At 55.9% G+C, this 25070-nt stretch carries 31 protein-coding genes; 12 read left to right on the forward strand and 19 right to left on the reverse strand.

Translation table 11 applies throughout. From position 1 onward, the window contains the following. The first annotated feature begins 121 nt into the window (after window positions 1–121). The 4 genes from rsmI (at window position 122) to gshB (ending at window position 3085) form a co-directional block, all read left to right on the forward strand. A complete protein-coding gene (gene rsmI / locus AB8880_11820) occupies window positions 122–1018 on the forward strand; it encodes a 16S rRNA (cytidine(1402)-2'-O)-methyltransferase (protein ID XDZ65593.1) in 897 nt (298 codons plus the stop codon). Next, on the forward strand, window positions 1015–1383 hold the full coding sequence (locus AB8880_11825; protein XDZ65594.1) for a YraN family protein: 369 nt from the start codon (window positions 1015–1017) through the stop codon (window positions 1381–1383). Before rsmI ends, AB8880_11825 begins: the two co-directional genes overlap by 4 nt. A 99-nt stretch (window positions 1384–1482) precedes the next feature. Then, entirely contained in the window at window positions 1483–2097 is a 615-nt protein-coding gene (locus tag AB8880_11830) for a BON domain-containing protein (GenBank protein ID XDZ65595.1), read from the forward strand. 7 nt (window positions 2098–2104) lie between these two features. Continuing rightward, a complete protein-coding gene (gshB, locus tag AB8880_11835) occupies window positions 2105–3085 on the forward strand; it encodes a glutathione synthase (protein XDZ65596.1) in 981 nt (326 codons plus the stop codon). On the opposite strand, the gene AB8880_11840 is transcribed toward gshB, so the two are convergent. The 14 genes from AB8880_11840 to AB8880_11905 all read right to left on the reverse strand — a co-directional run bounded on the left by AB8880_11840 (window position 3068) and on the right by AB8880_11905 (window position 13303). Beyond that, on the reverse strand, window positions 3068–4576 hold the full coding sequence (locus AB8880_11840) for a YifB family Mg chelatase-like AAA ATPase (protein XDZ65597.1): 1509 nt from the start codon (window positions 4574–4576) through the stop codon (window positions 3068–3070). The genes gshB and AB8880_11840 overlap by 18 nt on opposite strands. Window positions 4577–4682: 106 nt before the next feature. Further along, window positions 4683–5051 (reverse strand): HIT domain-containing protein, encoded by a 369-nt coding sequence (locus tag AB8880_11845; protein ID XDZ65598.1) that lies wholly within the window; start codon window positions 5049–5051, stop codon window positions 4683–4685. A 36-nt stretch (window positions 5052–5087) separates the two neighbouring features. Then, complete coding sequence (locus AB8880_11850; protein XDZ65599.1) at window positions 5088–5402, reverse strand: phosphoribosyl-ATP diphosphatase; 315 nt, start codon at window positions 5400–5402, stop codon at window positions 5088–5090. A 3-nt stretch (window positions 5403–5405) separates the two neighbouring features. After that, complete coding sequence (gene hisF / locus AB8880_11855) at window positions 5406–6191, reverse strand: imidazole glycerol phosphate synthase subunit HisF (GenBank protein XDZ65600.1); 786 nt, start codon at window positions 6189–6191, stop codon at window positions 5406–5408. Further along, entirely contained in the window at window positions 6191–6913 is a 723-nt protein-coding gene (gene hisA / locus AB8880_11860; GenBank protein ID XDZ65601.1) for a 1-(5-phosphoribosyl)-5-[(5-phosphoribosylamino)methylideneamino]imidazole-4-carboxamide isomerase, read from the reverse strand. Before hisA ends, hisF begins: the two co-directional genes overlap by 1 nt. Next, window positions 6910–7452 carry a GNAT family N-acetyltransferase gene (locus AB8880_11865; protein XDZ65602.1) on the reverse strand — a complete coding sequence of 181 codons (543 nt, stop codon included), beginning with the start codon at window positions 7450–7452 and terminating at the stop codon, window positions 6910–6912. The genes hisA and AB8880_11865 overlap by 4 nt, the downstream gene beginning before the upstream one ends. Before the next feature lie 10 nt (window positions 7453–7462). Then, window positions 7463–8110 (reverse strand): imidazole glycerol phosphate synthase subunit HisH, encoded by a 648-nt coding sequence (gene hisH, locus AB8880_11870; GenBank protein ID XDZ65603.1) that lies wholly within the window; start codon window positions 8108–8110, stop codon window positions 7463–7465. 4 nt (window positions 8111–8114) lie between these two features. Next, complete coding sequence (hisB, locus tag AB8880_11875; GenBank protein ID XDZ65604.1) at window positions 8115–8729, reverse strand: imidazoleglycerol-phosphate dehydratase HisB; 615 nt, start codon at window positions 8727–8729, stop codon at window positions 8115–8117. 93 nt (window positions 8730–8822) lie between these two features. Further along, complete coding sequence (locus tag AB8880_11880; GenBank protein ID XDZ65605.1) at window positions 8823–9188, reverse strand: helix-turn-helix domain-containing protein; 366 nt, start codon at window positions 9186–9188, stop codon at window positions 8823–8825. After that, window positions 9185–9742 (reverse strand): Smr/MutS family protein, encoded by a 558-nt coding sequence (locus tag AB8880_11885; GenBank protein XDZ65606.1) that lies wholly within the window; start codon window positions 9740–9742, stop codon window positions 9185–9187. The genes AB8880_11880 and AB8880_11885 overlap by 4 nt, the downstream gene beginning before the upstream one ends. Continuing rightward, window positions 9724–10392 carry a lactate utilization protein C gene (locus AB8880_11890; GenBank protein XDZ65607.1) on the reverse strand — a complete coding sequence of 223 codons (669 nt, stop codon included), beginning with the start codon at window positions 10390–10392 and terminating at the stop codon, window positions 9724–9726. The genes AB8880_11885 and AB8880_11890 overlap by 19 nt, the downstream gene beginning before the upstream one ends. After that, entirely contained in the window at window positions 10392–11816 is a 1425-nt protein-coding gene (locus AB8880_11895; GenBank protein ID XDZ65608.1) for a LutB/LldF family L-lactate oxidation iron-sulfur protein, read from the reverse strand. The genes AB8880_11890 and AB8880_11895 overlap by 1 nt, the downstream gene beginning before the upstream one ends. A gap of 8 nt (window positions 11817–11824) precedes the next feature. Further along, window positions 11825–12637: a (Fe-S)-binding protein gene (locus tag AB8880_11900; GenBank protein ID XDZ65609.1), complete on the reverse strand. Its 813-nt coding sequence runs from the start codon at window positions 12635–12637 to the stop codon at window positions 11825–11827. A 30-nt stretch (window positions 12638–12667) separates the two neighbouring features. Further along, entirely contained in the window at window positions 12668–13303 is a 636-nt protein-coding gene (locus AB8880_11905) for a Tim44/TimA family putative adaptor protein (GenBank protein XDZ65610.1), read from the reverse strand. Between the two features lie 142 nt (window positions 13304–13445). Here AB8880_11905 and AB8880_11910 point away from each other — a divergent pair, with 142 nt between their 5' ends. Next, window positions 13446–13961, forward strand: coding sequence for an FxsA family protein (locus tag AB8880_11910; GenBank protein ID XDZ65611.1), 516 nt, complete (start codon window positions 13446–13448; stop codon window positions 13959–13961). Between the two features lie 28 nt (window positions 13962–13989). Then, complete coding sequence (gene secB, locus AB8880_11915) at window positions 13990–14517, forward strand: protein-export chaperone SecB (GenBank protein ID XDZ65612.1); 528 nt, start codon at window positions 13990–13992, stop codon at window positions 14515–14517. On the opposite strand, the gene dnaQ is transcribed toward secB, so the two are convergent. From dnaQ to AB8880_11935, 4 genes are read right to left on the reverse strand one after another with little or no spacing between them, the layout of a single operon-like run. Next, window positions 14514–15221: a DNA polymerase III subunit epsilon gene (dnaQ, locus tag AB8880_11920; GenBank protein XDZ65613.1), complete on the reverse strand. Its 708-nt coding sequence runs from the start codon at window positions 15219–15221 to the stop codon at window positions 14514–14516. The genes secB and dnaQ overlap by 4 nt on opposite strands. Window positions 15222–15236: 15 nt before the next feature. Next, complete coding sequence (coaE, locus tag AB8880_11925) at window positions 15237–15845, reverse strand: dephospho-CoA kinase (protein ID XDZ65614.1); 609 nt, start codon at window positions 15843–15845, stop codon at window positions 15237–15239. Continuing rightward, a complete protein-coding gene (locus AB8880_11930) occupies window positions 15842–16465 on the reverse strand; it encodes a nucleoside triphosphate pyrophosphatase (protein ID XDZ65615.1) in 624 nt (207 codons plus the stop codon). Before AB8880_11930 ends, coaE begins: the two co-directional genes overlap by 4 nt. Window positions 16466–16469: 4 nt before the next feature. Continuing rightward, window positions 16470–17300, reverse strand: a complete 831-nt coding sequence (locus AB8880_11935) for a pyruvate, water dikinase regulatory protein (GenBank protein ID XDZ65616.1) — start codon at window positions 17298–17300, stop codon at window positions 16470–16472. Between the two features lie 319 nt (window positions 17301–17619). On the opposite strand from AB8880_11935, the gene hemE reads away from it, so the two are divergent. The 3 genes from hemE to rho all read left to right on the forward strand — a co-directional run bounded on the left by hemE (window position 17620) and on the right by rho (window position 20430). After that, entirely contained in the window at window positions 17620–18660 is a 1041-nt protein-coding gene (hemE, locus tag AB8880_11940) for a uroporphyrinogen decarboxylase (protein ID XDZ65617.1), read from the forward strand. Beyond that, complete coding sequence (gene hemJ / locus AB8880_11945; protein XDZ65618.1) at window positions 18644–19069, forward strand: protoporphyrinogen oxidase HemJ; 426 nt, start codon at window positions 18644–18646, stop codon at window positions 19067–19069. Before hemE ends, hemJ begins: the two co-directional genes overlap by 17 nt. Before the next feature lie 101 nt (window positions 19070–19170). Then, window positions 19171–20430, forward strand: coding sequence for a transcription termination factor Rho (rho, locus tag AB8880_11950; GenBank protein XDZ65619.1), 1260 nt, complete (start codon window positions 19171–19173; stop codon window positions 20428–20430). Between the two features lie 79 nt (window positions 20431–20509). On the opposite strand, the gene AB8880_11955 is transcribed toward rho, so the two are convergent. Next, window positions 20510–21001 (reverse strand): methylated-DNA--[protein]-cysteine S-methyltransferase, encoded by a 492-nt coding sequence (locus tag AB8880_11955; protein XDZ65620.1) that lies wholly within the window; start codon window positions 20999–21001, stop codon window positions 20510–20512. Between the two features lie 91 nt (window positions 21002–21092). Between AB8880_11955 and mnmE the strand changes: the two genes are divergently transcribed. The 3 genes from mnmE (at window position 21093) to rsmG (ending at window position 25050) form a co-directional block, all read left to right on the forward strand. Continuing rightward, a complete protein-coding gene (gene mnmE / locus AB8880_11960; protein ID XDZ65621.1) occupies window positions 21093–22451 on the forward strand; it encodes a tRNA uridine-5-carboxymethylaminomethyl(34) synthesis GTPase MnmE in 1359 nt (452 codons plus the stop codon). An 81-nt stretch (window positions 22452–22532) separates the two neighbouring features. Next, complete coding sequence (gene mnmG / locus AB8880_11965; protein XDZ65622.1) at window positions 22533–24395, forward strand: tRNA uridine-5-carboxymethylaminomethyl(34) synthesis enzyme MnmG; 1863 nt, start codon at window positions 22533–22535, stop codon at window positions 24393–24395. 4 nt (window positions 24396–24399) lie between these two features. Then, window positions 24400–25050 carry a 16S rRNA (guanine(527)-N(7))-methyltransferase RsmG gene (rsmG, locus tag AB8880_11970; GenBank protein ID XDZ65623.1) on the forward strand — a complete coding sequence of 217 codons (651 nt, stop codon included), beginning with the start codon at window positions 24400–24402 and terminating at the stop codon, window positions 25048–25050. Window positions 25051–25070 lie beyond the last annotated feature (20 nt).

A 25070-nucleotide genomic window follows, 5' to 3' on the forward strand; every position in this document is an offset into this window, starting at 1 on the left:
AGAAACAATAACCGTAAAAAGGGATAAGTTTTCACAGCTCAGGTGCTTATCGTTAGGGTGAATGACATAAAATAATGTATGATCGGTTTCATGCTTGTCACATGTTGTTCTTCATTTCGAGATGACTAGGCTATCAGATAAGTCACGCCTGTCAAAGAGGTCGCCTTCCAATACCGATGGCCAAGGTCAGCTTGTGATCACGTCTACCCCCATTGGAAATCTTGGTGATCTGTCGCCCCGGGCCAGAACCTGCCTTGAAACTGCCGGGCTGATCGCTTGTGAAGACACACGCCATACCGGGCTGATGCTTCACCGGTTGGGGATTACCCATGGCAAACTGGTTTCCTACCATGATCACAGCAAGCCAAGTGTCGCCGCAGGGCTTATCAAGGCGATAGAGGATGGCATCACCGTAGCGCTGGTCAGTGATGCCGGCACCCCTCTGCTTTCCGATCCTGGCTACAAGCTTGTGGATGCCTGCCTTGAGCGCGAGGTGAAGGTGGTGGCGATACCCGGCCCTTCTGCCCTGCTCGCGGCCCTGGTTACCGCCGGACTTCCAACGGACCGATTTTTCTTTGCCGGATTTCTGCCCCAGCAAAAAAACCGAAGGCAACGTGAGCTTGCTTCTCTTGCCGGTCTTGATGCCACGCTTGTCTTCTATGAATCGCCGCGCCGCCTGATCGCTTGCCTCGCTGATATTGATACGCATCTGCCGGGGCGGGATATCGCCGTTGCGCGGGAACTCACCAAACAGCATGAAGAGACACGCCGCGGCACCGCCAACAGCCTTATTGCGCATTTTGAAGCGCACCCACCGAAAGGCGAGATCGTCGTCATGGCCGGGCCATGCCGGCAAGAGACGGAAACTGATCCGGCCGAAATTGCAGCCATGGTTGCCGCCGCAATGAAGCATGGTGCAAGCCACCGTGATGCAGTGCGCGATGTAGCCGCCGCAACCGGACTACCCCGAAGCAGGATCTACGCGATATCGCTGGGCGCCTCGCCACCCCGATCATGACCAGAAACGCGAAACAGCGGGCAGAGAAACGTGGCCGTGTTGCGGAAGTTTATGCTTCTTTTCTCTATCGTATGCGCGGTTTCAGGGTTCTTGCGCGCCGATACCGCACATCGGTCGGGGAGGCAGACCTCATCCTCCGGCGCGGCAATCTGATTGTGGTGGCCGAGGTCAAATACGCCGGTGCAGGGCAGACGGTCGAAGCTGTTCTCCCATCACCAAGACAGATCCGGCGCATCGAAAGGACAGCGCTTGTTTACCAGTCCCGTCATCCGGAAACTGCGGGGCTGATGATACGTCTTGATGTCGTGGTCGTGCGGCCATTGGGGAGGTTTCACCTTTTTACAAATGCAGGCAGCCTGAACTGACAGATGATGTTGGGCATTATTCTTTTATTGGCTTGTTTTTTGGCTGGTCCTGGTCCAAAAATAGTTTTGCGACTTGTTTGTATCAGCGAGGGGGTATTCATGGCCGCGGCACGCCCATCCGGATCCAGCATATCATTGATCACTGGTTTTTTCCTGCTTGCCCTTAGTCTGGGACTTTCAGGCTGTGTTGGCGCCATTGCAGGGGTTGGCGCCGCCGCCGTTGCCGCGGGATCAACCGAAAAAGGTCTTGGAACCTCGTTTTCCGACAGCATTATCCGGGTCAAACTGGCGGATGCCTTTGTGCAGCAGGATGTCGGGCTCTTTTCCGATGTCAGCGCCAAGGTAAATAACGGGTCGGTCCTTCTGACCGGCAATGTCCAGACACCCGAGGATAAAGTCGAGGCCACGAAACTCACCTGGCAGGTCCGCGGCGTCATCGAAGTGATCAACGAGATTGAAGTCAAGGATACGTCAACCCTCAAGGATATGGCAAAAGACGTTGCCGCCGCCGCCCAGATGCGGGCCAAACTCATTGGGGACAAGGATATCTCCTCGATCAATTTTTCTGTTGATGTTGTCAATGGCACGGTCTTTCTCTCCGGCATCGCTTCCTCTGAAGCCGAAATGCTTGCGGTCGTCGACCATGCGCGCGAGTTGCGCTTTGCCCAGGAAGTCGTAAACTATATCCGCGTCAACGACGACGACCGGCAGTGATCTTTCCATGGGACTGAACGTCGCTATCCAGATGGATCCCATCGAAGGGATCGACATTCGCGGGGATTCGACTTTTGCTCTCGCGCTTGAAGCCCAGCGCCGTGGCCACGATCTTTTTATCTATGGACCTGAAAACCTGACGATGTCGCTCCATTCAGGCAAGCGTCCTTCCGATGGCATCAGGGCAAAAGGGCAATCTGTAATCCTCCGCGATGAGCCCGGCAATCATGTATCATCCGGTGCGGTGGAAGACCGCCGCCTGGCGGATCATGATGTCATCCTGATGCGGCAGGACCCGCCCTTCGACATGCAGTATATCACCGCAACACACCTGCTTGAGCATCTTCATCCCGAAACACTGGTGGTGAACCACCCGGCCGAAGTGCGTAACGCGCCGGAGAAACTGCTTGTCACCTATTTCCCTGATCTGTTGCCCCCGACAATGATCACCCGTAACGCCGATGATATCCGTGCCTTTCGCCAGGAATACCGGGATATCATTATCAAGCCTCTTTTCGGAAATGGCGGGGCGGGGGTCTTTCACCTGTCTCCTGAGGACAGCAATCTTTCCTCTCTGCTTGAGATGATGCTTTCCATGGACCGTGCGCCATTGATGATCCAGCAATATCTGTCGGCGGTGCGCCATGGAGATAAACGAGTGATCCTGGTGGATGGTGAGGCGGCGGGCGCGCTGAACCGCCTGCCGCAGGAAGGCGAGGCGAGATCCAATCTCCATGTCGGCGGAACGGCAGCCGTTTCCGAACTTGATGACCGGGATCGTGAAATCTGCGCGGTGATCGGCCCAATTCTGAAGGAACGTGGTCTTCTTTTCACCGGCATTGATGTGATTGGCGGGTATCTGACCGAAATCAATGTGACTTCACCCACAGGGCTACGGGAAATTCAACGTTTTTCCGGTATCGATATCCCGGCAATGATCTGGGATGCCATCGAAATCAAGAGCGCGGCATCAGGCTTCAACAGGTAAGCGGCGTAACCGCAGGGCTTCGGCCAGGTGATCCTGGGTGATGTCTTCTGTTCCGGCGAGATCGGCAATAGTCCTCGCCACCCGCAACACGCGGTGGAATCCTCTGGCTGAAAGTCCCTGTTTTTCTGCCGCATCATGGATCAATGCAAGGGCTTTATCATCAAGAGGAATGATGGTCTCAATCATCTCCGGTGTCAGCTGCGCATTGGTCAGGTTTTCTCCCTGCCCCGGCCGTTGCCCTGTCATGAGGCGGGCTTGCATGATCCGGCTGGCAATCGTGGCGCTGTCTTCAGCATCACTTGGCCGGGTCAACATCCGAACAGGAACTTCCGGCACTTCGATCAGCATGTCGAACCGGTCGAGCATGGGTCCGGAAAGTCTTGACTGATACTGACGCCCGCATAAAGGCGCCCGGGTGCAGGCCCGGGCAGGATCTCCAAGATAGCCACATCGGCATGGATTCATCGCGGCAATCAGTTGAAACCGAGCCGGATAGGTGACATGATGATTGGCCCGGCTGACCACCGCCTTGCCTGTTTCAATCGTCTGGCGCAGCGAATCAAGATGCGGGCGAGGCCATTCCGCGAGTTCATCAAGAAAGAGCACGCCACCATGGGCAAGGCTGACCTCACCCGGCTTGGCCCGGGTGCCGCCACCCACCAGGGCTGCCACCGAAGCCGAATGATGCGGGTCACGAAAGGGACGGTTCAGGATAAGATTACCTTCCTCAAGCTGGCCGGCAATGGAATGGATCATCGTCACTTCCAGCGCCTCGGCCGCGGTCAAGGGCGGCAGCAGACCGGGAAGCCGGGCAGCAAGCATGGATTTTCCGGCACCTGGCGGCCCGATCATCAGCAGATTATGTCCACCGGCGGCGGCGATTTCCATCGCCCGGCGAGCGGTATACTGCCCGACGAGATCACGCATGTCCGGGTAGGATACAGATGGGGCAACCGCGGTGGCCACCGGCGGGTTAAGCACCTGCTCACCCCGGAGATGGTTGACCAGCGCAACGAGGGATGGCGCGGCAATGATTGAGAGTGGCCCTGCCCAACTGGCTTCGGTGCCGCAGGATGATGGGCAGATAAGACCCATCTGAAGCGCCGATGCTCCGATAGCGGCGGAAAGCACACCGCCGACACTGGTGATACTGCCATCAAGCCCAAGCTCGCCAAGAACAATAAAGCCATCAAGGCTGTCCTGGGGCAAAACCCCCATCGCCAGCATCAACCCGAGCGCAATCGGCAGATCAAAGTGTGAGCCTTCCTTTAACAGATCCGCCGGTGCCAGATTGATGGCAATACGCTTCGGCGGCATTGCAAGACCCATCGAAGACAAGGCCGCCCGAACACGTTCCTTTGATTCCGCCACCGCCTTGTCACCAAGACCGACAATGGCCATGCTTGGCAAGCCGTTCGAAAGATGAACCTGCACATCAACAGGGATCGTGTCCACCCCCCGGAAGGCAATGGTGTTTATTTTTGCTTGCATGATATATTACTAATATAGTCATAGGTTGTATTTTAGTCTTTCAAATATTACGGCCCGGCGCAAGTGATTTAATATCTGGTCTCTGGTTCTCTTCAGATAAAGCCTGTCATGACCGCCGGATCATGGCGCCGAGAGGTTGACCACCCAGCACATGACCGTGCAGATGCGGGACTTCCTGATTGCCATCGGGACCACAATTCACGATGACTCGATATCCGCTTTCGGCCACCCCCTGTTTTTGGGCAACACGGGCAAGGGCGCGGACCCATCCGGCGAGTTCTTCATCACTGGCCCGGGCGGCAAAATCATTGAGATCGACATAAGCACCCTTGGGAATAACCAGACTATGAACCCGGGCGCGCGGCTGAATGTCATCAAAGGAAAAGGTGGTCTCATCCTGATCAACCGGACTGGATGGAATAGCTCCGTTGAGGATCTTGGCAAAAACGTTTTCGGGATCATAACTCTTGGACATGGGATACTCCTTTCAGGCTGAACCGCAAATCAGGTCTCAACGACTGGCCTTTTCCACCAGACCAGACTGGTTTTCGCGCTGTTCCAGCTCACGCCAGACATCTTCGGGCCTGACGCCGGCGGCGGCAAGAACAACCATGAGATGGTAGATCAGGTCCGCGGCCTCTCGCTTGAGGGCGGCGCTGTCTCCACGCATGGCTTCGATGATGGTTTCGGCAGCTTCCTCACCCAGTTTTCTTGCGGGCAGGGCGGGGGCCTCGGCGAGAAGACGGGCGGTCCAGCTTTCCTCCGGGTCCGCCGATTTGCGCTCTTCGATTACAGCATAAAGACGATCAAGAATATGGGTGTCCATGGTTCAGCCTCCGGCTTGCTGGATCCGGTCGTTGCGGCGTACCGCGATCCCTCTATCCTGCATGACCTTCTTGACCGCATCAACCGTCAGCACACCAAAATGAAAGATCGATGCCGCCAGCACCGCCGAGGCATGCCCCTCAATCACCGCATCCGCCATGTGATCGGCATTTCCGGCCCCGCCCGATGCGATCACCGGCACCCGCACGGCATCGGAAACCGCCCGCAAGAGATCGATATCATATCCTTCTCTCGTGCCATCGGCATCCATCGATGTAAGCAGGATTTCACCAGCCCCGCGCCGGCATCCTTCCTGTGCCCAGGCGACGGCATCAATCCCTGTCGGTTTGCGGCCGCCATGGGTATATACTTCAAATCCGCCATCCGGATTGCGCCGCGCATCAATGGCAAGGACAACGCACTGGCTGCCGAAACGCGATGCCGCACGACCGAGAAGATCCGGGTCCGCCACCGCCGATGAATTGACCGAAACCTTGTCGGCACCGGCGAGCAGCATCCGCCTGAAATCATCAACCGAGCGCACCCCGCCACCTACCGTCAGCGGCATGAAGCACATGGCCGCCGTTCGCCGGACGACATCGACGATTGTCTCGCGCCCCTCATGGCTTGCGGTGATATCAAGAAAGCACAACTCATCGGCACCGGCGTCATTATACACCCGTGCCTGTTCCACCGGGTCACCGGCATCGACCAGATCGACAAAATTGATACCCTTGACGACACGGCCGCCATCAACATCAAGACAGGGAATGATCCGCGTTGCCAGCATCAGGCCGCATCCAGAAGCGCCAGCGCTTCGCCAAGATCAAGACGGCCGTCATAGATGGCTCTGCCCGTGATCACGCCTTCGATGCCGCTCTCATCCCGGGCCAGCGCTTCGATATCCTTGATCGAGGCCACCCCGCCCGACGCAATGACCGGGATAGTTGTCTGCCGCGCCAGCGAAGCGGTCGCCTCAAGGTTGACGCCTTTGAGCGCGCCGTCACGACCGATATCGGTGAAAATCACGGCCGCGACACCGCAATCCTCAAACCGGCGGACAAGATCCACAACCGGGATATCGGATGTCTCCACCCAGCCTTCGGCGGCGATCATCCCGTCGCGGGCATCTGCCCCCACCGCAATCGCCCCCGGGAAAACGCGGGCAGCTTCGCGGACAAGGTCAGGGTTTTTGAGCGCGGCCGTGCCGAGAATAACACGGCTGATACCATCTTCAAGCCAGGCCTCGATCCCTTTCATGTCCCGAATTCCGCCACCAAGCTGAACCGGCAGGCCGATTTTCAGAATGGCCCGCACCGCCTCACGATTGACCGGCGCCCCTGAAACCGCTCCGTTGAGATCAACAACATGTATCCACCGGCAACCCGCCTCGGCAAACTGGCGTGCCTGATCGCCGGGATCGAGATTATAGGACGTCACCGCGTCCATATCGCCATAAAGCAGGCGGACGCACGCGCCATCCTTGATGTCTATCGCAGGATAGAGTTTCATGTGATTTCCTTATAGTAGTAATATCCCGGGATATACTCTTCCCCGACCAGCGCGTATTTCGGGTTCGTGCCGAATTTCACATATCCCGCCGCTTCATATCGACGAATTGCGTTTTCCTGGGTAGCGCGGACATCGAGATTGATCATGCGGAAACCTTCGGAACGTGAAAACGCTTCAGCTTCATCCAGCATCATCGGAGCAAGACCATGTCCACGTGCCCAGGGGGCGACGAAAAACGTGGTCAGATGACACATGAACCGCTGAGCTTCGTTGTTTCGAGGCGGCCGGGCGATCTGGCAGCTTGATGCAACCACGCCGTCAATTCGGCCGATGATCAGCACTTTTTCCGGAATAAGCAGAACGCCTTTCCAGTAATCCTCAAGCCTTTTGCGACCCGGAGAGCTAAGCCAGCCGAAGCCGCCACCATCTTCGATCGCCGCTTCCGTTGCGTCGCACAATTCATGAAGATCGCCATTGGCGATACTGGTCACGGTTTCAACACTCTTGATCGGCATCCGTGCCTGTGGGGTGTTTGCCATAATCGTTACCTCAGGGTTTCCATGAAAGCCAGTTGGTCATGATCCGCTGGCCGGTATTCTGGCTTTTTTCAGGGTGAAACTGCAGACCGACCATATTGTCACGTCCAATTGCGGCAACAACAGGGCCGCCGTAATCGGTTTCCGCCAGAATGGCATCGGTTTCGCCTTCAAAAGCAAAACTGTGCAGAAAATAGACAGCCATGCCATCATCGCAGCCGGCAAATACCGGATGATCCTGCCGAAAGGTCAGGCTGTTCCATCCCATATGCGGGATCTTGCGGTCTCTGTCGCCATCCGGTGCCGGGGTGATGGCACACACATCTCCCCTCAGCCAGCCAAAACCAGGGGTATCGCCATCTTCAAGACCGCGGCTTGCCATCAGCTGCATGCCAACACAGATACCAAGAAATGGGCGGCCATCCTCGATTACTCTTCTATTGAGGGTTTCTGCCATCTCCGGCAGGCCGCGTATGCCCGCAGCGCAATCGGCATAAGCGCCAACCCCGGGCAGCACCACGTAATCAGCCCCGGCAACGTCTCCGGCATTACTTGTCAGGATCGCCTCATGCGAAAGGCCGGCATCCCGAGCCGAAGCCCGAATGGCCTGCATCACCGACTGAAGATTGCCGGAGCCATAATCCACCACCGCAACACGCATGGGATCAGAGACTCCCCCCGAGAACACCTTTGGTGGAAGGAACGCGCCCGTCTTCGCGCGGATCCACCGTGGTGGAGAGGCGCAGCGCCCTTGCCATTGCCTTGAAGCAGCTTTCAATCATGTGGTGGCTGTTAAAGCCATAGAGGGTTTCAACATGAAGCGTGATCCCGGCCGCTTGCGCGAAAGCCTGAAAAAACTCACGAAAGACTTCGGTATCCATCGACCCGAGTTTCGGTGATGTCAACGCAACCCTCCAGACAAGCCATGGCCGGCCGGAAACATCAACCGCAACCCGGCTCAGGGCCTCATCCATGGGGAGGTAAAAATGCCCGTAACGCTGAATGCCGCTGCGGTCACCTATGGCTTCGGCAAATGCCGCGCCGAGTGCCCAGCCGCAATCTTCAACCGTATGGTGGGTGTCGATATGCAGATCCCCTTCTGCCTTGAGCGTGATATCCATCAGGCTGTGGCGTGCCAGTTGTTCAAGCATATGATCAAAGAATCCGATTCCGGTGCTGATTTCAGCAGCGCCCGTGCCATCGATCTGGATCGTGGCGTCAATCCTGGTTTCCTTGGTGGTGCGACTAACGGCACCCTGTCGTGTGGCGGCCTTTGTCATGGCGACACTCCCGGCGATGAAAGGGAATATTCGCCCCTTACCTACCAAGATGCGGAATATTTTGCCAGTTTTTTTGCCGGCATATTTCCAGCATCAGAGTTTTTTCTGGCGCTCTTCGAGCCATTCGGCCATCCGGCCGGCCTCTTCCTCATCGATGCGGGGCAGCACTTCCGCCATCAGATTGGCAGCGCGTGTCGCCTCCGGCCCGCAATCGGATGTGTCGATAACCACCCGCACCCGGGATTGTCTTGCCTTGGCCTTGAGCGCCTCGGCATCATCCCAGATCAGGCCGAAAATAGCGCAGATCTGATCCACCATCACCGCCGATGGCTGGCCCTTATGGCCATTTTCAAGCTGTGAGATATAGGCCGTAGAAACACCGAGACTGCGGGCAAGCCCCGAAAGGGTAAACCCCTTTTCCTGCCGAAGTTGCCTGAGCCTGATCCCGAAAGGCGTCATGATCGCCTCAGATTCACGTACCAGGCGCCGGCACCGCCATCCTTCGGCTGTGCCTGGCAATAGGCGATGACCAGTCCGTTCAGGGGAGGTGCGGTAATCCAGCCTGGAAACTCACGCCGGATTACGCCGCCACCTCGTGCGCCCTTGCCGGTAATGATAAGCACATGGCGATGTCCGGTGCTGGCAGCATCGGTAAGAAACCGCACCAACCGAATATACGCCTGATCACGGCTCAATCCATGCAGATCAAGCCTTGAGGTGAATCCTGCCTGACCTGATTTGATTGCCCGGGCAGATGACCTCGAAATACCGCCGAACCCCGCCGTATCAAGATCAGCCGGCTGGAGTTCGGGGGGTGCTTTACGCGGGGATGAGATAACCTGCTGTCCGGTGGTGCTCCGTGATGTTTTTTTCTTTCGTGCCTTGACCGCAGGGGCCACAACCTCTTCTGCCGGGGGTGATGCTGGCATCCGCCGTCGCAGGATCGGCGTCACACTGGCGGCAACACGTCTCCACAGAGAGATATCTTCGTCATCTAGCGGCTTTTTCGCCATGGTGACGCCTCATCTATCAGGAGAATATGAAGCCGCCGCGGGCCATGCGCGCCCAGCACCATGGTCGCCTCGACATCGGCGGTACGGGACGGGCCGGTGATATAATTCACCGCCCGCGGCATTTTCCCTTTGTCTTCCTTATACGATCTGAGCTGTTCCCAGCAGCCCTCCATCCCGGCCGAAATATCCATCTTGCTGAGGATAATGACCTCGACATCAGGCACGAAATTGAGGGTGGTGGGCGTATCATTGCCGGAAATCATCATCACCGTGCCGGTTTCAGCCGCCGCACCAAACGCCAGGCTGACACCGACCATGTCAGATGTTGTCGCGGTTCCGGCACGCGCGCTCAGCGCGTCTTCCGTCGTCCAGTCCAGATGCTCGAGTATCGGGGCGATGACAATATCCTGCGGAAGGTTATGCTGGCGTAGCCATGCGCTCATATATCCGGGCAGATCAGCAAGAGATGGGAGCATATCCACCGTGGCGAATTGCTGTCTTGCCTGATCAACAAAACGGTCTGTTTTCTTTTTCCCGGTCAACTGCCCCATCCGTGGTGGCGTGGCCTTGCCCGGATGAGGTGTCCTGACGCGGCCTGCATTCGCCGCGCGAAGACGATCAAAGATCCGGCTCCGATCCGCAGCACCCATCAGTGATCCCCTTTCCTCGACGCATTATAGCGGGCAAAAAATCCGCCGCCTTCCGGGGCCGGAAGATCACGCATTTTGGTCCATCCGCCGGTCATCGGCAGCCAGCGGAACGCCCCCCTTTTTCCGGCGATCCGGGCAAGAATCCGTGTCACGGTGCCGGTCACCAACCGGTAGAGAGCAGGTCTTGATGCCAATTGCGACCACAAGGCAAGAATAACCCGCTGCCGCATGGATGTCATTTTCATTTCCGTCTGCTTGGTGCGCAGATTTCGCATCAGTTTCGGCAGCGGTATCCGCATCGGGCAGACTTCCTCGCATTTGCCGCAGAAACTCGATGCGTTGGGCAGATCCGGGGCCTGATCAAGCCCGGTCAGGGAAGGGGTCAGCACCTTTCCCATAGGGCCGGAATATACCCAGCCATAGGCATGCCCCCCGATGGCTGCATAGACCGGGCAATGGTTAAGACAGGCCGAACACCGGATGCAGCGCAGCATCTCACGTTCGCTGCCGCCAATCATGCCGCTCCGCCCATTATCCACCAGCACCACATGGAAAGCCTCCGGCCCGTCGGGATCACCCGGCCGCCGCGGACCACTTGAAAGCGTGGTGTAGACGCTCATATCCTGGCCGGTGGCGGAACGTGCCAGTAGCCGCAGGAGAACACCCGCATCCTCCATGGTCGGGATGATCTTTTCCAGCGACGCCACCACGATATGAACCCGGGCAAGAGTCTGGGTCAGATCCCCATTGCCTTCATTCGTGACAATGATGGTAGATCCGGTTTCGGCGATCATGAAATTTGCGCCGGTAATACCGGCATCGGCGGCACCGTATTTTTCGCGCAATTCCTGCCTGGCCTCCTCGGTCAGGCTTTCGGCCGTATCCATGGGGCGATCCGCATCAAGATGGGTATGTGATTGCCGGAAAGTTTCCGCGATCTGTTCACGTTGCAGATGGGTGGCCGGGGCAATGATATGCGAAGGATGCTCACCTCGCAGCTGAATGATATATTCCCCAAGATCGGTTTCCAGCGGCAATATTCCGTGGCTGTCGAGAAAGGTGTTGAGCCCGAGCTCTTCGGTCACCATGGATTTACCCTTGGTGACGGTCCGGACATCATGCTGCCGGCATAAATCGAGGATGGTCTGTCTTGCGCTGTCCTCATCGGCGCACCAGTGGACATGCCCACCATTGGCAATGACATTATCTTCAAATTGCGCAAGATAGGTATCGATATGATCAAGCGTATGCATCCTGATCGCAATCCCGTGATCACGAAGCTGATCGAATTCCGGCAGGCCAGCCACCGCACTGGCCCGTTTGGGACGCAGGGCCGAGGTCAGTTTGCTCATGGCACCTTTGAGGTCATCATCAAGGATCGCGGCGGCGACATTTTCCTTGAAATGGCGGCTTTGTGTTTCCATGCCTCCCCCTAGTTTCCGGGGTTTTGGGATGCGGAATCCCGAAGCCCGCCAATGGGTGAAGCTTCCATGGCACCATCCAGCACTTCGGCCACGTGCCGAACCTCAATCGCACTGCCACGGCGCAGCAGGCGACCGGCGATATTCATGAGGCACCCCATATCGCCTGCCACCAGCATGTCGGGGTCCTTCGCCTCGATATCTGTCGCCTTGTCATCCGCCATCGTGCCGGAAATGTCGCCATATTTGACGGAAAATGTCCCGCCAAAACCACAGCAGGTATCTGCCTTGTCGAGATCAACCACGTCGGCACCGGCAGCGTTGAGCAGGGCGCGGGGCTGGGAGATGACCTTCATTTCACGCAAGGAAGAGCAACTGTCGTGATAGGCTATTCGGGCCGTCGTCTTTCCGGGCGGGGTTTTCATGCCCATGACATCGACAAGAAAAGACGTGAGCTCATACGTCTTGCCAGCAATCGCCGCAGCCTGCCGCCTGGCGTGCAAATCTCCGCTTCCCTCGAACAGATCGACAAGGTGATGCGCCAGCATGCCCGCGCAGGACCCGGAAGGCACAACCACATAATCACAGGCATCAAAAGCATCAAGAAAGGGTGTCGCCGCCACCCGGGCCGCCTTGATATCTCCTGAATTCCACGCCGGCTGGCCGCAGCATGTCTGGTTTTCCGGCACAATCACCTCGCAGCCTGCGGCCTCAAGCAGGCGCAGGGCCGCCATTCCCGCACTTGGCCGCATGGCATCGATAAGACAGGTGACGAACAGACCGGCGGTGACCTTTTTATTGGATTTTTTTGGTGACGTGGTCATCAACTGGCTCCACGAAAAAGCGTGATCCGACTAATCCTGAAGGGTTTCGGTTTCCACCAGAAGCCAGTTTGGATCACGCGAAGAAATATCACGTTCAAATGTCCAGTGATCAATAAAAGCTTCGGTGGCATCATCGGCACCTTCGATGATGGCGCCATCCTCGGCTTTGAGGATACGTTTCTGCTGTGAGCGGTATTCCACGGTGATCGAGGCGACACCGTCTGTCAGCCTGGCCTTATGGATCTTGACGTCATCAAGGGAAGCAAGGTTTATCGATAAGGTTTCGCCTGCCTTGCCGCGATCCCGGATTGCCTGGGCAAATCCGGTATTCATTTCATATCCAAGAAGCGGTTTCAGGGTTTCCATGTCGCCATCGGCAAAAGCTTCAAGGATCATGCCATAAGCTGCGGAAGCACCTTTGAGAAATTCCTTTTCGCTGAAAGACGTATCGGCATTGGCAATGGCCTCAATCCCTTCCCCGGAGACGAGATCCTGCGGTTTTGCCTTGGTTCTCATTTCGGACATGGCCTCAACGGCGTCGGGATCACGGCGGAGGTCTTGTTCAAACCCGTCGCGCCTCCCGAGAACCGAGCGCAGGCGCAATCCGAGAAAGATTGCGATGATCGCAAAAATCAGAATATCCAGAAAAGGGATGCCACCTGACATGCGTTGAGTTCTCCTGATCTTGACCGATCCCGCCACCCGGAATTTTGAAAAAATGCATCGACGGGTTTAATCTGATACGTTTTCATCTTACATACACATAGTGATCTTGCCACGGATAGGCAAGTGATGAAAGGGGCTCCTGATGACAGGTCTTGTCGGTTTTGGTATCCTGATCCTGATGATCTGGGCTGAAATCATCACATTTGGCATTGTCGGAGATGCCATTGGTGTTCTGCCTACGATCATCGGCGTCTTTGTGACGGCCGCAATCGGGGTCCGGCTTTTTCGACGGGCGGGACACGCAACCCTCCAGCGCATGGCTGAAAATGCCAGGGCAGGTACGCCCCCGGTGGTCGAAGTTGCCGATGGCGCGGCCATCATCCTTGCCGCGATCCTTCTCTTGATCCCGGGTTATGTCACCGATCTTGCCGGTTTCATCCTCTTTATTCCGGGGATACGCACGGGGCTTGCCATCATGCTGTTCGCCCTGATCACAAGGATAATGCCGAAACGCAACTTTACCTTTACGAGCGCCGGCTTTCAGCGATATGACTATCAAAACGACACCGAATCTACCAGACCGCATACTCCCCCTCGATCGGTTGGCGAAGGGGAGAGTTCCATTACCATAGAAGGCGAGTACCAGCGGAAAGACTGACAACCGCATGACACTGAGGAGCATCGTGATGCCAAACGAACAACAAAACCAGCAGCAGCTGATCATTCATACCCAGTACATCAAGGACTTGTCTTTTGAAAACCCCAACTCACCGGCCGTTTATCTGCCGAGTGAGGCACAGCCCGAAATCCAGATCAATATCAACGTGACGGCAAACCCCCAGGAACAGGAACGGTTTTTTGAAGTCGTGCTGACCATCACCGCCAACGCAACACGTGATGGCAAGGGTATGTTTGTCGCTGAACTTTCCTATGCAGGTATTGTCTCTGTCGCCGAAAATGTCGATTCCAAGGTGATCCATCCCCTTGTCATGATCGAAGGGCCGCGACTTTTGTTCCCGTTTGCGCGTCAGATCCTGTCAGAAATCACCCAGTCCGGCGGCTTCCTGCCGCTGAATATCCAGCCGATCGATTTTGTCCGGGTCTATCAAGCCGGTATCGAAAGCCAGCAGAATTCGGAAGCAGCTCCCGCCCCGGATACCGAAGTTGAAAAAAAGCCGAACAAAAAATCCAGCAAGAAAGAAAAGCTTAACTAGGACGCGGTGTTCGGCAGACTTCGCCAGAGCGGATCAGACAGACCATCGATAAAGGCTTCATGAGCCGCCTTTTCTTCGGCGCTCGCATCATGCGGCCGGGGTGGACGGGTCTTGCCTGATATCTTGGGCATCGCTACCTGCTGATGAACAGTGGCGGTGTCTTCGGCGACACTAAGGGTCAGCCCCGGCTGTCGGCCACCGATAAGTTCGATATACACGTCCGCCAGAAGATCGGTGTCAACCATCGCGCCGTGAAGCTTGCGATGGCTGTTGTCAATATTGAACCGGCGGCAGAGAGCATCAAGACTGGCCTGGGCACCCGGAAACTTCCGCCGTGCAAGGGCCAATGTGTCAATCGCCCGGTCGGCAGGCAGTTCCGGATGGCCGATGCGTTCGAATTCGGCATTGATAAAGCCCATATCAAATGACGCGTTGTGGATCACCAGTTTCGACTCGCCGATGAATTCGATGAATCCTTCGGCAATTTCGGCAAAAACCGGCTCGCTTGCGACACGTTCATCGGTAATGCCGTGGATCGCTGTCGCATCGGGATCGATTGGGCGCTCTGGGTTGATATAGACATGGAATGTCTTGCCGGTGGGTACATGGTTGATCATTTCCAGCGCCCCGATCTCGACAATCCGGTGCCCATCGGCCGTATTCAGCCCTGTCGTTTCCGTGTCGAGAACAATTTCACGTGTCATGATTGAACCCCGCCCTTATCTATTGTCTTTTTTGTCGTCAAGTAGCTGCGCCAGTATTTGCCGGACATGCCAACGGCTGGCTTCTCTTCCATAGGAAGTTGGGACCACATAATCCGCTTTTGATCTTTTGGTTGCATCATCTGTCTGTATCTCAAGAATAGACGCAAGTCTGTCTTCTGTCATCCCGGGGCGGGCCAGGGCACGGATTTTCTGCTGCCAGGATGTGGCTGAAACAACGACTACGGCATCACAGTCCTTTTCGCCCCCCGTCTCATAAAGAAGCGGGATATCCAATACCACCAGCGAGGCTCCCGCCTTGCGGTTTTCATCGCAAAAACGGTCCCGATCCTGGCGAACCAGCGGGTGAAGGATCTGCTCCAGCACTTTGCGCCGGGCCGGTTCCGCAAAGACAAGCTTGCCGAGCGCCTGCCGGTCCACCCCTCCATCCGAAGATACGGCCGATGGAAAGGCTTTCAGCACCAAAGGAGCAGCCTTGCCATCCGGTGCCATCAGCCGGTGGACGGCCTGATCCGCATCATGCACGGCAACACCTTCTTCACGAAAAAGATCGGCAACCGTGGATTTGCCCATGGCGATGGAACCGGTAAGGCCAAGGATGATCATGACGTCTCCTGAAAATCCAGCCCATGCTCCCGCAGGAAAGCCAGTAGCGGCAAGAGTGGCAGCCCCAGAACAGCATAGGGTGAGCCCTCTATCCGGCTAAGGAGATGCGCGCCCAAAGTCTCGATCTGATAGACGCCCGGGGTTGCCGTAATCATCTCCGGGCCGATAGCATCAAGATAGGAAGAGATAAAACCCTCGGTCAGGCGGCGCATTGAGATGGCCGGGCTTTCCACCTGATGCCAGAGCCGTTGATCTTCTTTGAAGACAACAGCCGCCGTCACCAGATGGTGGGTTCGGCCAGAAAGATTGCGTAACGTTTCCTTCGCTCCCTTGCGATCCGTTGGTTTGGCGTACCAGATACCTTCGCATTCAAGTAGCTGATCAGCGCCAATGACAAATGCTTCCGGATGCTGACGCGCAATCTGCCGGGCTTTCATTTCCGCAATAAGCGTGGCGGCATCGGCCGCCGTCATTCCATCGGCATGGGCGGCTTTACGGAGGCTTTCTTCGTCAACCGCGGCAGAAAGAGAGATGAAAGATAATCCGGCATCACGAAGCATCGCCTGACGTGTCGGGCTGGCAGTTGCCAGAATGATCGGGGTGGCTGGAAGGGCAAGCATGTCTCTATCCCTGATTCTGTATCCAGCGGGTATGAAGATTGATTACCGCCGCTGCGGTTTCTTCCACCGATCGGCGTGTCACATCAAGTACCGGCCATTTCTGTGCTGTAAAGAGTTTCCTTGCATGGGTGACTTCCTCGGCAATTTTCTCAAGGCTTGCATAGTCTCCATGCTCGTTCTCGTTCATGCTCAAGAGCCGGTTACGCCTTATCTGGGCAAGCCTGCGGGCATCCTTGATCAGCCCGACCACAAGAACCTGGCCTTTCGGGATCATGTCAAGCGGCATCGGCACGCCGGGGACGAGCGGGTAATTTGCAACCTTGTAGCCGCGATTGGCAAGATAGATCGATGTTGGTGTCTTCGAGCTGCGAGAAACACCAACAAGAAGAATATCGGCATTCCCCAGGGTTGAAAGTCCCTGGCCATCGTCATGCTGAATAGCGAAATCAAGTGCCTCGATGCGGTCAAAATACGCGCGATCCATGCGGTGCTGGCCACCGATCACACCTGTTTCCGGCTGGCCGAGTATCTTGGAAACCGTATGAATAATGTGATCAAGGACGCTGACCGCCGGTACATTGTGGCGAAGGCAAATCTCTTCCATCAGGGAGCGGATATCGCGATCCGCCAGGCTGAAAAGCACCACCCCGCCATGGGTCTTGATGGCATCTTCGATGGCCACGAGATGCTCTTTCGTGCGGACAAGTGTCCAGACATGTTCAATCGTCTGCACATGCTCAAACTGGGCCAGTGCCGCGCGTCCCATCTGATGTGTTGTCTCGCCGGTCGAATCCGAGACAAGATGAAGATGAAGTTTTCGAACGCGTGAGGGCATGGCAGCTGTTCCGGGAAATCCTGTGGATATATTGAATACAATTCCGACCGGCATTGTCAAACCCGGATATATTGGCCTCCATGCAGGATTATCCCCAGTTTGTTCAACCGGTGGAAAACTTTCAGGCTCAAATGGGGGATAAACAGAAAAACGTTTTCAATCTATTTAGCAGTAGTGAGGTGGGTAAAACTTGTATCTGGACAAATCTGGGGATTAGGAGTGGAAAAGCTGGAAATAATGTTTTACCCCTGTCCTACAACGTCAACATCCTTATTATATTTATATATATATTTACCTATTGAAGGGCTGAGCTTAATCCATGCGTCTTGACCAGACATTATCCGGCACCAAAGACATAAAAACACCGATCTGGCTGATGCGGCAGGCGGGACGCTATCTTCCCGAATACATGGCCCTGCGGGCGGAAGTTCCGGATTTTATCAGTTACTGCCTTGATCCTGAACGCGCCAGCACGGCAACGCTTCAGCCTATGGCCCGGTATGATCTTGATGCGGCGATCATTTTCTCCGATATCCTGATGATCCCTTGGGCAATGGGAGCAGGAGTACATTTCGTTACCGGCGAAGGACCTAAACTTTCACCTCTTTCAAGTCCTTCCGATATCCGGAAGATGGTGAGCACGGATCTTCTTGAAAAGCTTGATCCCGTTTTTAGGGCCCTGGCAAAAACGAGAAAAGCTCTTGATCCGGACCGGAACCTGATCGGGTTTTGCGGCGCACCTTGGACCGTTGCTACCTATATGATCGAAGGTGGCAGCAGCCGGGATTTTCACCGCAGTCGGCATATGCTCTGGACGAATCCATCTGGCATGATGGTGCTTCTTGACCGGCTGGTTGAAGAAAGCATCCGCCTTCTGGCAGCTAAAGCCCATGCCGGTGCCGATACGCTGATGGTTTTTGACAGCTGGGCCAGTGCCGTCCCTTCCACGATGCTTCATGACGTGGTGATATCTCCGATGACAAGGATTGTCCAAGGCCTTCGCGATGCTGGGATCACCGCACCCATTATCGGATTCCCAAAGGGGATAGGTGAAGGCATTCTTGCTTATGTTGAAATGACTGGTGTTCAGGCGATCGGGCTCGATCATGGCATGGATCCATTCTGGGCTGACAGGCATCTCCCTTCCGGTCTTGCCGTGCAAGGCAACCTTGACCCGGTCTCGCTCCTCGAAGGGGGAACGCATATGCTCCGGGCAGTCGACAGCATTCTTGATGCCTTTTCCACCCGTCCACATATTTTCAATCTTGGACATGGTATCGGGCTTGATACTCCGCCCGGAAACGTCACCACGCTGATCCGCCATATACGCGAAAGGGAAGGCCATGTATCTTTGGATTAAGGCTTTTCATGTCATTGCCGTCATCTCCTGGATGGCGGGGATGCTCTACCTGCCACGTCTTTATGTCTATCATGCCATGGTTGAGAAGGATTCGGCCCGCGCGGCAACTTTTGCGCTGATGGAGCGACGTCTTCTGAAAGCCATCATGAATCCGGCGATGATTGTCACTTTTGCTCTTGGTATCTGGCTGGTGATTCTGAATCCCGGGCTCTTACAGGAAGGTTGGTTTCATGCCAAGGTTCTGCTTGTTTTGGCCATGGCTGCTGTTCACGGCAAGTTTGCGGTGATGCGCAAACAGCTCGAAGCAGGAACATCGCGCCATACCGATACATATTTCCGTATCTGGAATGAAGTTCCCACCCTGCTGATGATTCTCATCGTTATTCTGGTGATTGTTCAACCGTTTTGACGAAAACCTTGACCTTTCCCTATGGAAAGAGATATAAAGGGAAATAAGAGCGCGGTTCTGCGCCACCTGTTTCCCTTAAAATACTTTCGATGGCGGTTGCCATGAATCTACAAGATTTGAAAAAGAAATCCCCTGCGGAACTTCTTTCCTATGCCGAAGAGCTGGAAATTGAAAACGCGTCCACGCTTCGCACCCAGGACATGATGTTTGCCATCCTCAAGCAGCTCGCGGAGGATGATATCCCGATTTACGGCCGCGGCGTCCTTGAAGTTCTTCCTGACGGGTTTGGTTTCCTGCGTTCGCCTGAGGCAAATTACCTGCCCGGACCTGATGATATTTATGTCTCGCCCAGCCAGATCCGCCGCTTTTCTCTCCGAACCGGCGATACCATCGATGGCCAGATACGTGCGCCGAAGGAAGGTGAGCGCTATTTTGCTCTTCTCAAGGTCGAACAGGTGAATTTTGAGGATCCGCAGGCAGTTCGTCATCGGATCAACTTTGACAACCTGACCCCTCTTTATCCCCAGGAAAAACTGACCCTTGAACTGCCGTTTAACCCGGAGGTCAAGGACAACACGCCTCGCGTCATTGATCTCGTGGCACCGATGGGCAAGGGGCAGCGCGGTCTTATCGTCGCGCCACCCCGGACCGGCAAGACGATGATGCTTCAGTCCATCGCCCATGCGATTTCTGAAAATCACCCTGAAGTTTACCTGATTGTTCTCTTGATCGATGAACGCCCCGAAGAAGTCACGGACATGCAGCGTTCCGTGAATGGTGAGGTCATTTCCTCAACCTTTGATGAACCTGCCATCCGCCATGTCCAAGTCACTGATATGGTTATAGAAAAAGCAAAAAGACTGGTGGAGCACAAGCGTGATGTCGTCATCCTGCTTGACAGTATCACCCGTCTTGCCCGGGCCTATAACACGGTTGTTCCATCCTCCGGCAAGGTATTGACCGGCGGGGTTGACGCCAATGCCCTGCAGCGGCCAAAACGTTTCTTTGGTGCCGCGCGAAATATCGAAGAGGGCGGCTCGCTCACCATTATTGCCACCGCACTTATCGAAACCGGCTCACGCATGGATGAAGTCATTTTTGAGGAATTCAAGGGCACCGGCAACTCCGAGGTCATTCTTGATCGCAAGCTTTCCGACAAGCGCACCTTCCCGGCGATCGATATCACCCGCTCTGGCACCCGCAAGGAAGAGCTTCTGGTCGATAAGGACACGCTAGCGAAAATGTGGGTGCTGCGCCGGATCCTCATGCAGATGGGGCCTGTGGATGCCATGGAATTCCTTGTCGACAAGCTCAAGCAGTCGAAAGACAACAAGGATTTCTTCACGGCAATGAATTCATGAACCTGAATTTCCCTGAACCTGAATTTCAGGGTATTCAATATTTCAGGTTTAGAGCGCTCCTTAGCCTGTAGCCGCCTGATCACCCGAGATATCGGGCTTCATGGGCAATCAGCGCATCCTTGAGGCCCAGATTCCTCGCATCCGTGGGCGAAAACTCTCTTAACCCCCCATAGTTCCCAAGACTCCCGTCATGGCGGGTAACCCGGTGACATGGAATGATCAACGGGATCGGGTTTCGGGCGCAGGCAGAGCCAGCCGCCCGGCTTGCCATGGGGGACCCGGCCATGCGGGCAAATCCGCCATAGGTTATGGTTGTCCCGTAGCCGATCTTTTGCATGATGGCAAGCCATCTGCCAAGGGCCGGGGATACATCCGGGTTGATTGGGATGGTGAAGGACTGGCGAGAGCCTTCGCAATAGGCGTTGATCTGTTCCCATGTTTCACGTGAAACATCATCGCCATGGGTGGTGTCAGTGGTGCCGTCGGCTGCCATTTCAAGGCGCGTTAAACTCTGACCGTCGCTAAAAACCGTTATCCAGCCGAACAGGCATTTCCGGGTTTCCCGAAACATAAGCCTTGTTCTCCTGTTGTTGTCATCGTATCACCCTAAAGGGGATGGTATTGAGCCTAGCAGTCCCGCTCGTTGTTAACAAGAGATACCCATGACCGAGACGATCTTTGCCCTTGCAACTCCGCCCGGGCGTTCCGCGATCCAGATTATTCGCGCCTCAGGACCGGGTGCGGCCAGGGCCTTGCGCCGTCTTGCCGGTATCGTCCCGCCTCAACGACAGGCCAGAATGGCGATCTTGCGGGATGCCAAAGGCCAGCCACTTGATCAGGCCATGATCCTTTTTTTCAAGGGTCCAGCCAGCGCTACCGGGGAGGATGTGGCGGAATTTCACCTCCATGGCAGCCCGGTGCTTGGCCGCATGGTCATGCTTGAACTTGAATCGCTGCCGGGATTCAGGCTGGCTGATCCTGGGGAATTCACCCGCCGGGCTTTCCTTGAAGGCAGGATCAATCTCGATCAGGCCGAAGCCATCGGCGATATCATCGATGCCGACACGTCACGCCAGCATCATCAGGCCATGTCTCAACTCGATGGGGCGCTGACGAGGCGTACCGATTTGTGGCGATCCCGACTCATCGCCCTTTCCGCCCATCTTGAAGCCATCATTGATTTTGCTGATGAAGATCTGCCGGAAAATGTTCTTCAAGACATACGTTCAGGAACATCTTCGCTCATCGCCGATATGGAAGGCGCGATCGAGAGCGCCAGCGCCGGCATAATTACACGAGACGGTATCACGGTTGCACTTGTCGGCCAGCCGAATGCCGGGAAATCGACGCTCCTCAACGCTCTTGCCGGTGATGAACGGGCGATTGTCTCCCCCGAAGCCGGAACAACCCGTGACCTCATCCGCGTTTCTCTTGATATTTCCGGCATACCGCTTCATCTGGTCGATACCGCAGGGATACGCGATACCGCCAGCAAGGTTGAAGAAGAAGGCGTGCGCCGGGCGCTTGGTGCCGCCGCGGAAGCCGCTATCGTTCTGATCCTCATTGATCCGATTACCGGTGATCCGACCACCACTTTTCATGAAATTACCCGGCATATCAGGCAAAAAACAACCGATGCGGAGCAGGAGATGCCGCAGCTGATCCCTGTTCTGACGAAATCAGATCTACCCGCACCCAAAGCCCCGCTTCCGGAATGGCTGATGATTTCGGCGGCAACAGGACAGGGGATGAACCGGCTTCAGGATGAACTGGTCCGGCATATCGACAGCCTCAACGCCCCCATCGAACCGCCGGTTCTTACCCGCCAGCGCCATCTTGAAGCGGTAAAATCGGCGCTTGAGGCCCTGAAATCCGCAGAAAAGCTTGATATTGAACAGGCACCCGAACTCATGGCCGAAGAATTCCGCCACGCTGCCCATGCGCTTGGACGCCTTACCGGTCGGGTCGATGTTGAAGATCTGCTTGACCATATTTTTTCCGCGTTCTGCATCGGCAAATAACCTCCGCTTTTTCTCGGCAATTGACCCGCCCGCCCGGCTTCGGTATTCTCCGGCCCTGAGATTCCCGCATAGAGGCAGATAATGACGGCAAACAGCTATGATGTGCTGGTGGTAGGCGGCGGCCATGCTGGTGTTGAAGCTGCCGCTGCGGCTGCCCGGATGGGGGCAAGCGTTGCCCTGATCACCATGCGCCGCGACACCATTGGTGAGATGTCTTGCAATCCGGCTATCGGGGGGCTTGGCAAAGGCCATCTTGTCCGTGAAATCGATGCGCTGGACGGGTTGATGGCCCGCGCCATCGATCAGTCCGGCATTCAGTTTCGTATGCTCAACAGATCCCGGGGACCGGCGGTGCATGGGCCGCGCGCCCAGGCCGATCGCACGCTTTACCGCAAGGCGATCTGCGCTCTTTTGGAAGACTGCCCGGGGCTGACAATCATCGAAGCGGCCATTGGTGATATTTGCGTGGAAAATGGCCGTCTTTCCGGTCTCTTGACCGAGACGGGTGACATGTATCGCTGCGGTGCTGCGGTACTGACCACGGGGACTTTTCTTGGCGGGGTCATTCATCTTGGCCCGGAACGCCAGGAAGCCGGCCGGTTTGGTGAAAATCCTTCAAATATGCTGGCCCTACGCTTGAGGGATCCGGCCCTTGGACTGCCCATGTCGCGGTTGAAGACAGGGACACCGGCGCGGCTTGATGGCAGAACCATTGCCTGGAATCAGCTGGAAATGCAACCCGCCGATGACCCGCCCGTCCCCTTTTCAAGCCTCACGAAAGAGATCACTGTTCAGCAGATATCCTGCGGAATTACCCGGACAACCGAGGAAACACATCGGATTATAGCGGAATCGATCCATCTTTCCGCGGTCTATTCGGGCCAGATCGAGGGAACAGGCCCGCGCTACTGCCCGTCGATTGAAGACAAGGTGGTGCGGTTTGCTGACCGGACCTCGCATCAGGTTTTTCTTGAGCCTGAAGGTCTTGATGACCCCACCGTCTATCCGAACGGCATATCCACCAGCCTGCCCCGCGAGGTGCAGGACAGGATGATTGCCTCTATACCCGGGCTCGAGCAGGCGAAAATCCTGCGATATGGCTACGCGATTGAATATGACTGCATTGATCCCCGCGCCCTCACCCGTCGTCTTGAGCTCAAGGCGTTGCCGGGATTGTTCCTCGCAGGTCAGATCAACGGCACAACAGGCTATGAAGAAGCCGCGGCACAGGGCCTGATGGCGGGGGTTAACGCCAGCCTGAAGGCGGCAGGTGGTGACAAATCCTTTATTCTAGACCGGGCGGATGCCTATACCGGCGTGATGATCGATGATCTCATCACCCGGGGGGCGCCCGAACCCTACCGGATGTTCACGTCCCGTGCCGAATACCGGCTGCTCCTCCGAGCTGATAACGCCGATCAGCGGCTGACCGATAAAGGGGTAAAAATCGGGGTTGTCGGTGCCCATCGTGCCCGGCACTGGAACTTGAGGAAATCCGCGCTCAACGCCGCTACGGCACTTTTGGATCAGTCAATGGCCCTGCCCTCGCGGCTGGCCTCGCATGGTCTGCCATCAACCCGTGATGGCCGCAGGCTTTCCGCGGCTGATCTGCTTTCGCGTGAGGGTGTCAGCCTGACGGATCTGTTGCCGGTCTGGCCTGAACTTGGAGATATTGATCCATCTCTTCACGGCCAGCTTGAAATCAACTGCCACTACCGGGGATATGTTCACCGCCAGGAAGCAGATATAGAGGCCCTCAGGCGGGATGAGGGGCTGGTTATCCCCGTTGATACGGATTACGCCACCATTGGCGGGTTATCGGCGGAAAGTATCGATATACTCAATCGGCACCAGCCGGAAACGATCGGCCAGGCTAATCGTTTGCCCGGGCTGACCCCGGCCGCAGTGGTGGCTGTTATCCGGCATTTGAGGCGGGTAGCGTAAGTCGATGCCGGAAATCGGTCCCGACACGGCGACAGGCCCCCTGACCCCGGAAGATGTGGGCGAACAGCTCAATGTTTCACGTGAAACACTGAACAGGCTCAGATGTTACGTTGATCTTCTCTCGCATTGGCAGAAATCGATCAATCTGGTGAGCAAAGCGTCGCTTGCCGATGTCTGGCGGCGGCATATCCTCGATTCAGGGCAGCTATTTGCCCATCTTGACGAACCTGATCAACAGATCATGGATATCGGCAGTGGTGCTGGCCTTCCCGGGTTGGTACTGGCGATAATGGGGGCAGGAAACGCGGAAAAACCGGTAATCTGTGTTGAATCGGATGAACGCAAATGCGCTTTTCTTGCCGTGGCTGCCCGGGAATGTGACGTGCCGCTCAAGGTCATCACCGCGCGGCTGGAAACACTGGCCCCGATGCAGCCGAAATACATCACTGCAAGGGCTCTTGCGCCTTTTGAAAAATTGCTCGATCTTACCCGAAACCAGCATCACGCCGGGCTTGAATGTCTTTTTCTCAAAGGGGAGCGCTACCAGGAGGAATTGACCTCGCTCGGGAATTCGACCACAATAAAAATTGATGTCAGAAACAGTCTCAGCAGCCCGGAAAGTGTTATACTTAAGGTTTCCGGATTTTCTGATTGATTTTTATTATTTAATAAATA

The sequence above is a fragment of the Alphaproteobacteria bacterium LSUCC0684 genome (genome assembly GCA_041228335.1).
Lineage (GTDB): Bacteria > Pseudomonadota > Alphaproteobacteria > Puniceispirillales > UBA1172.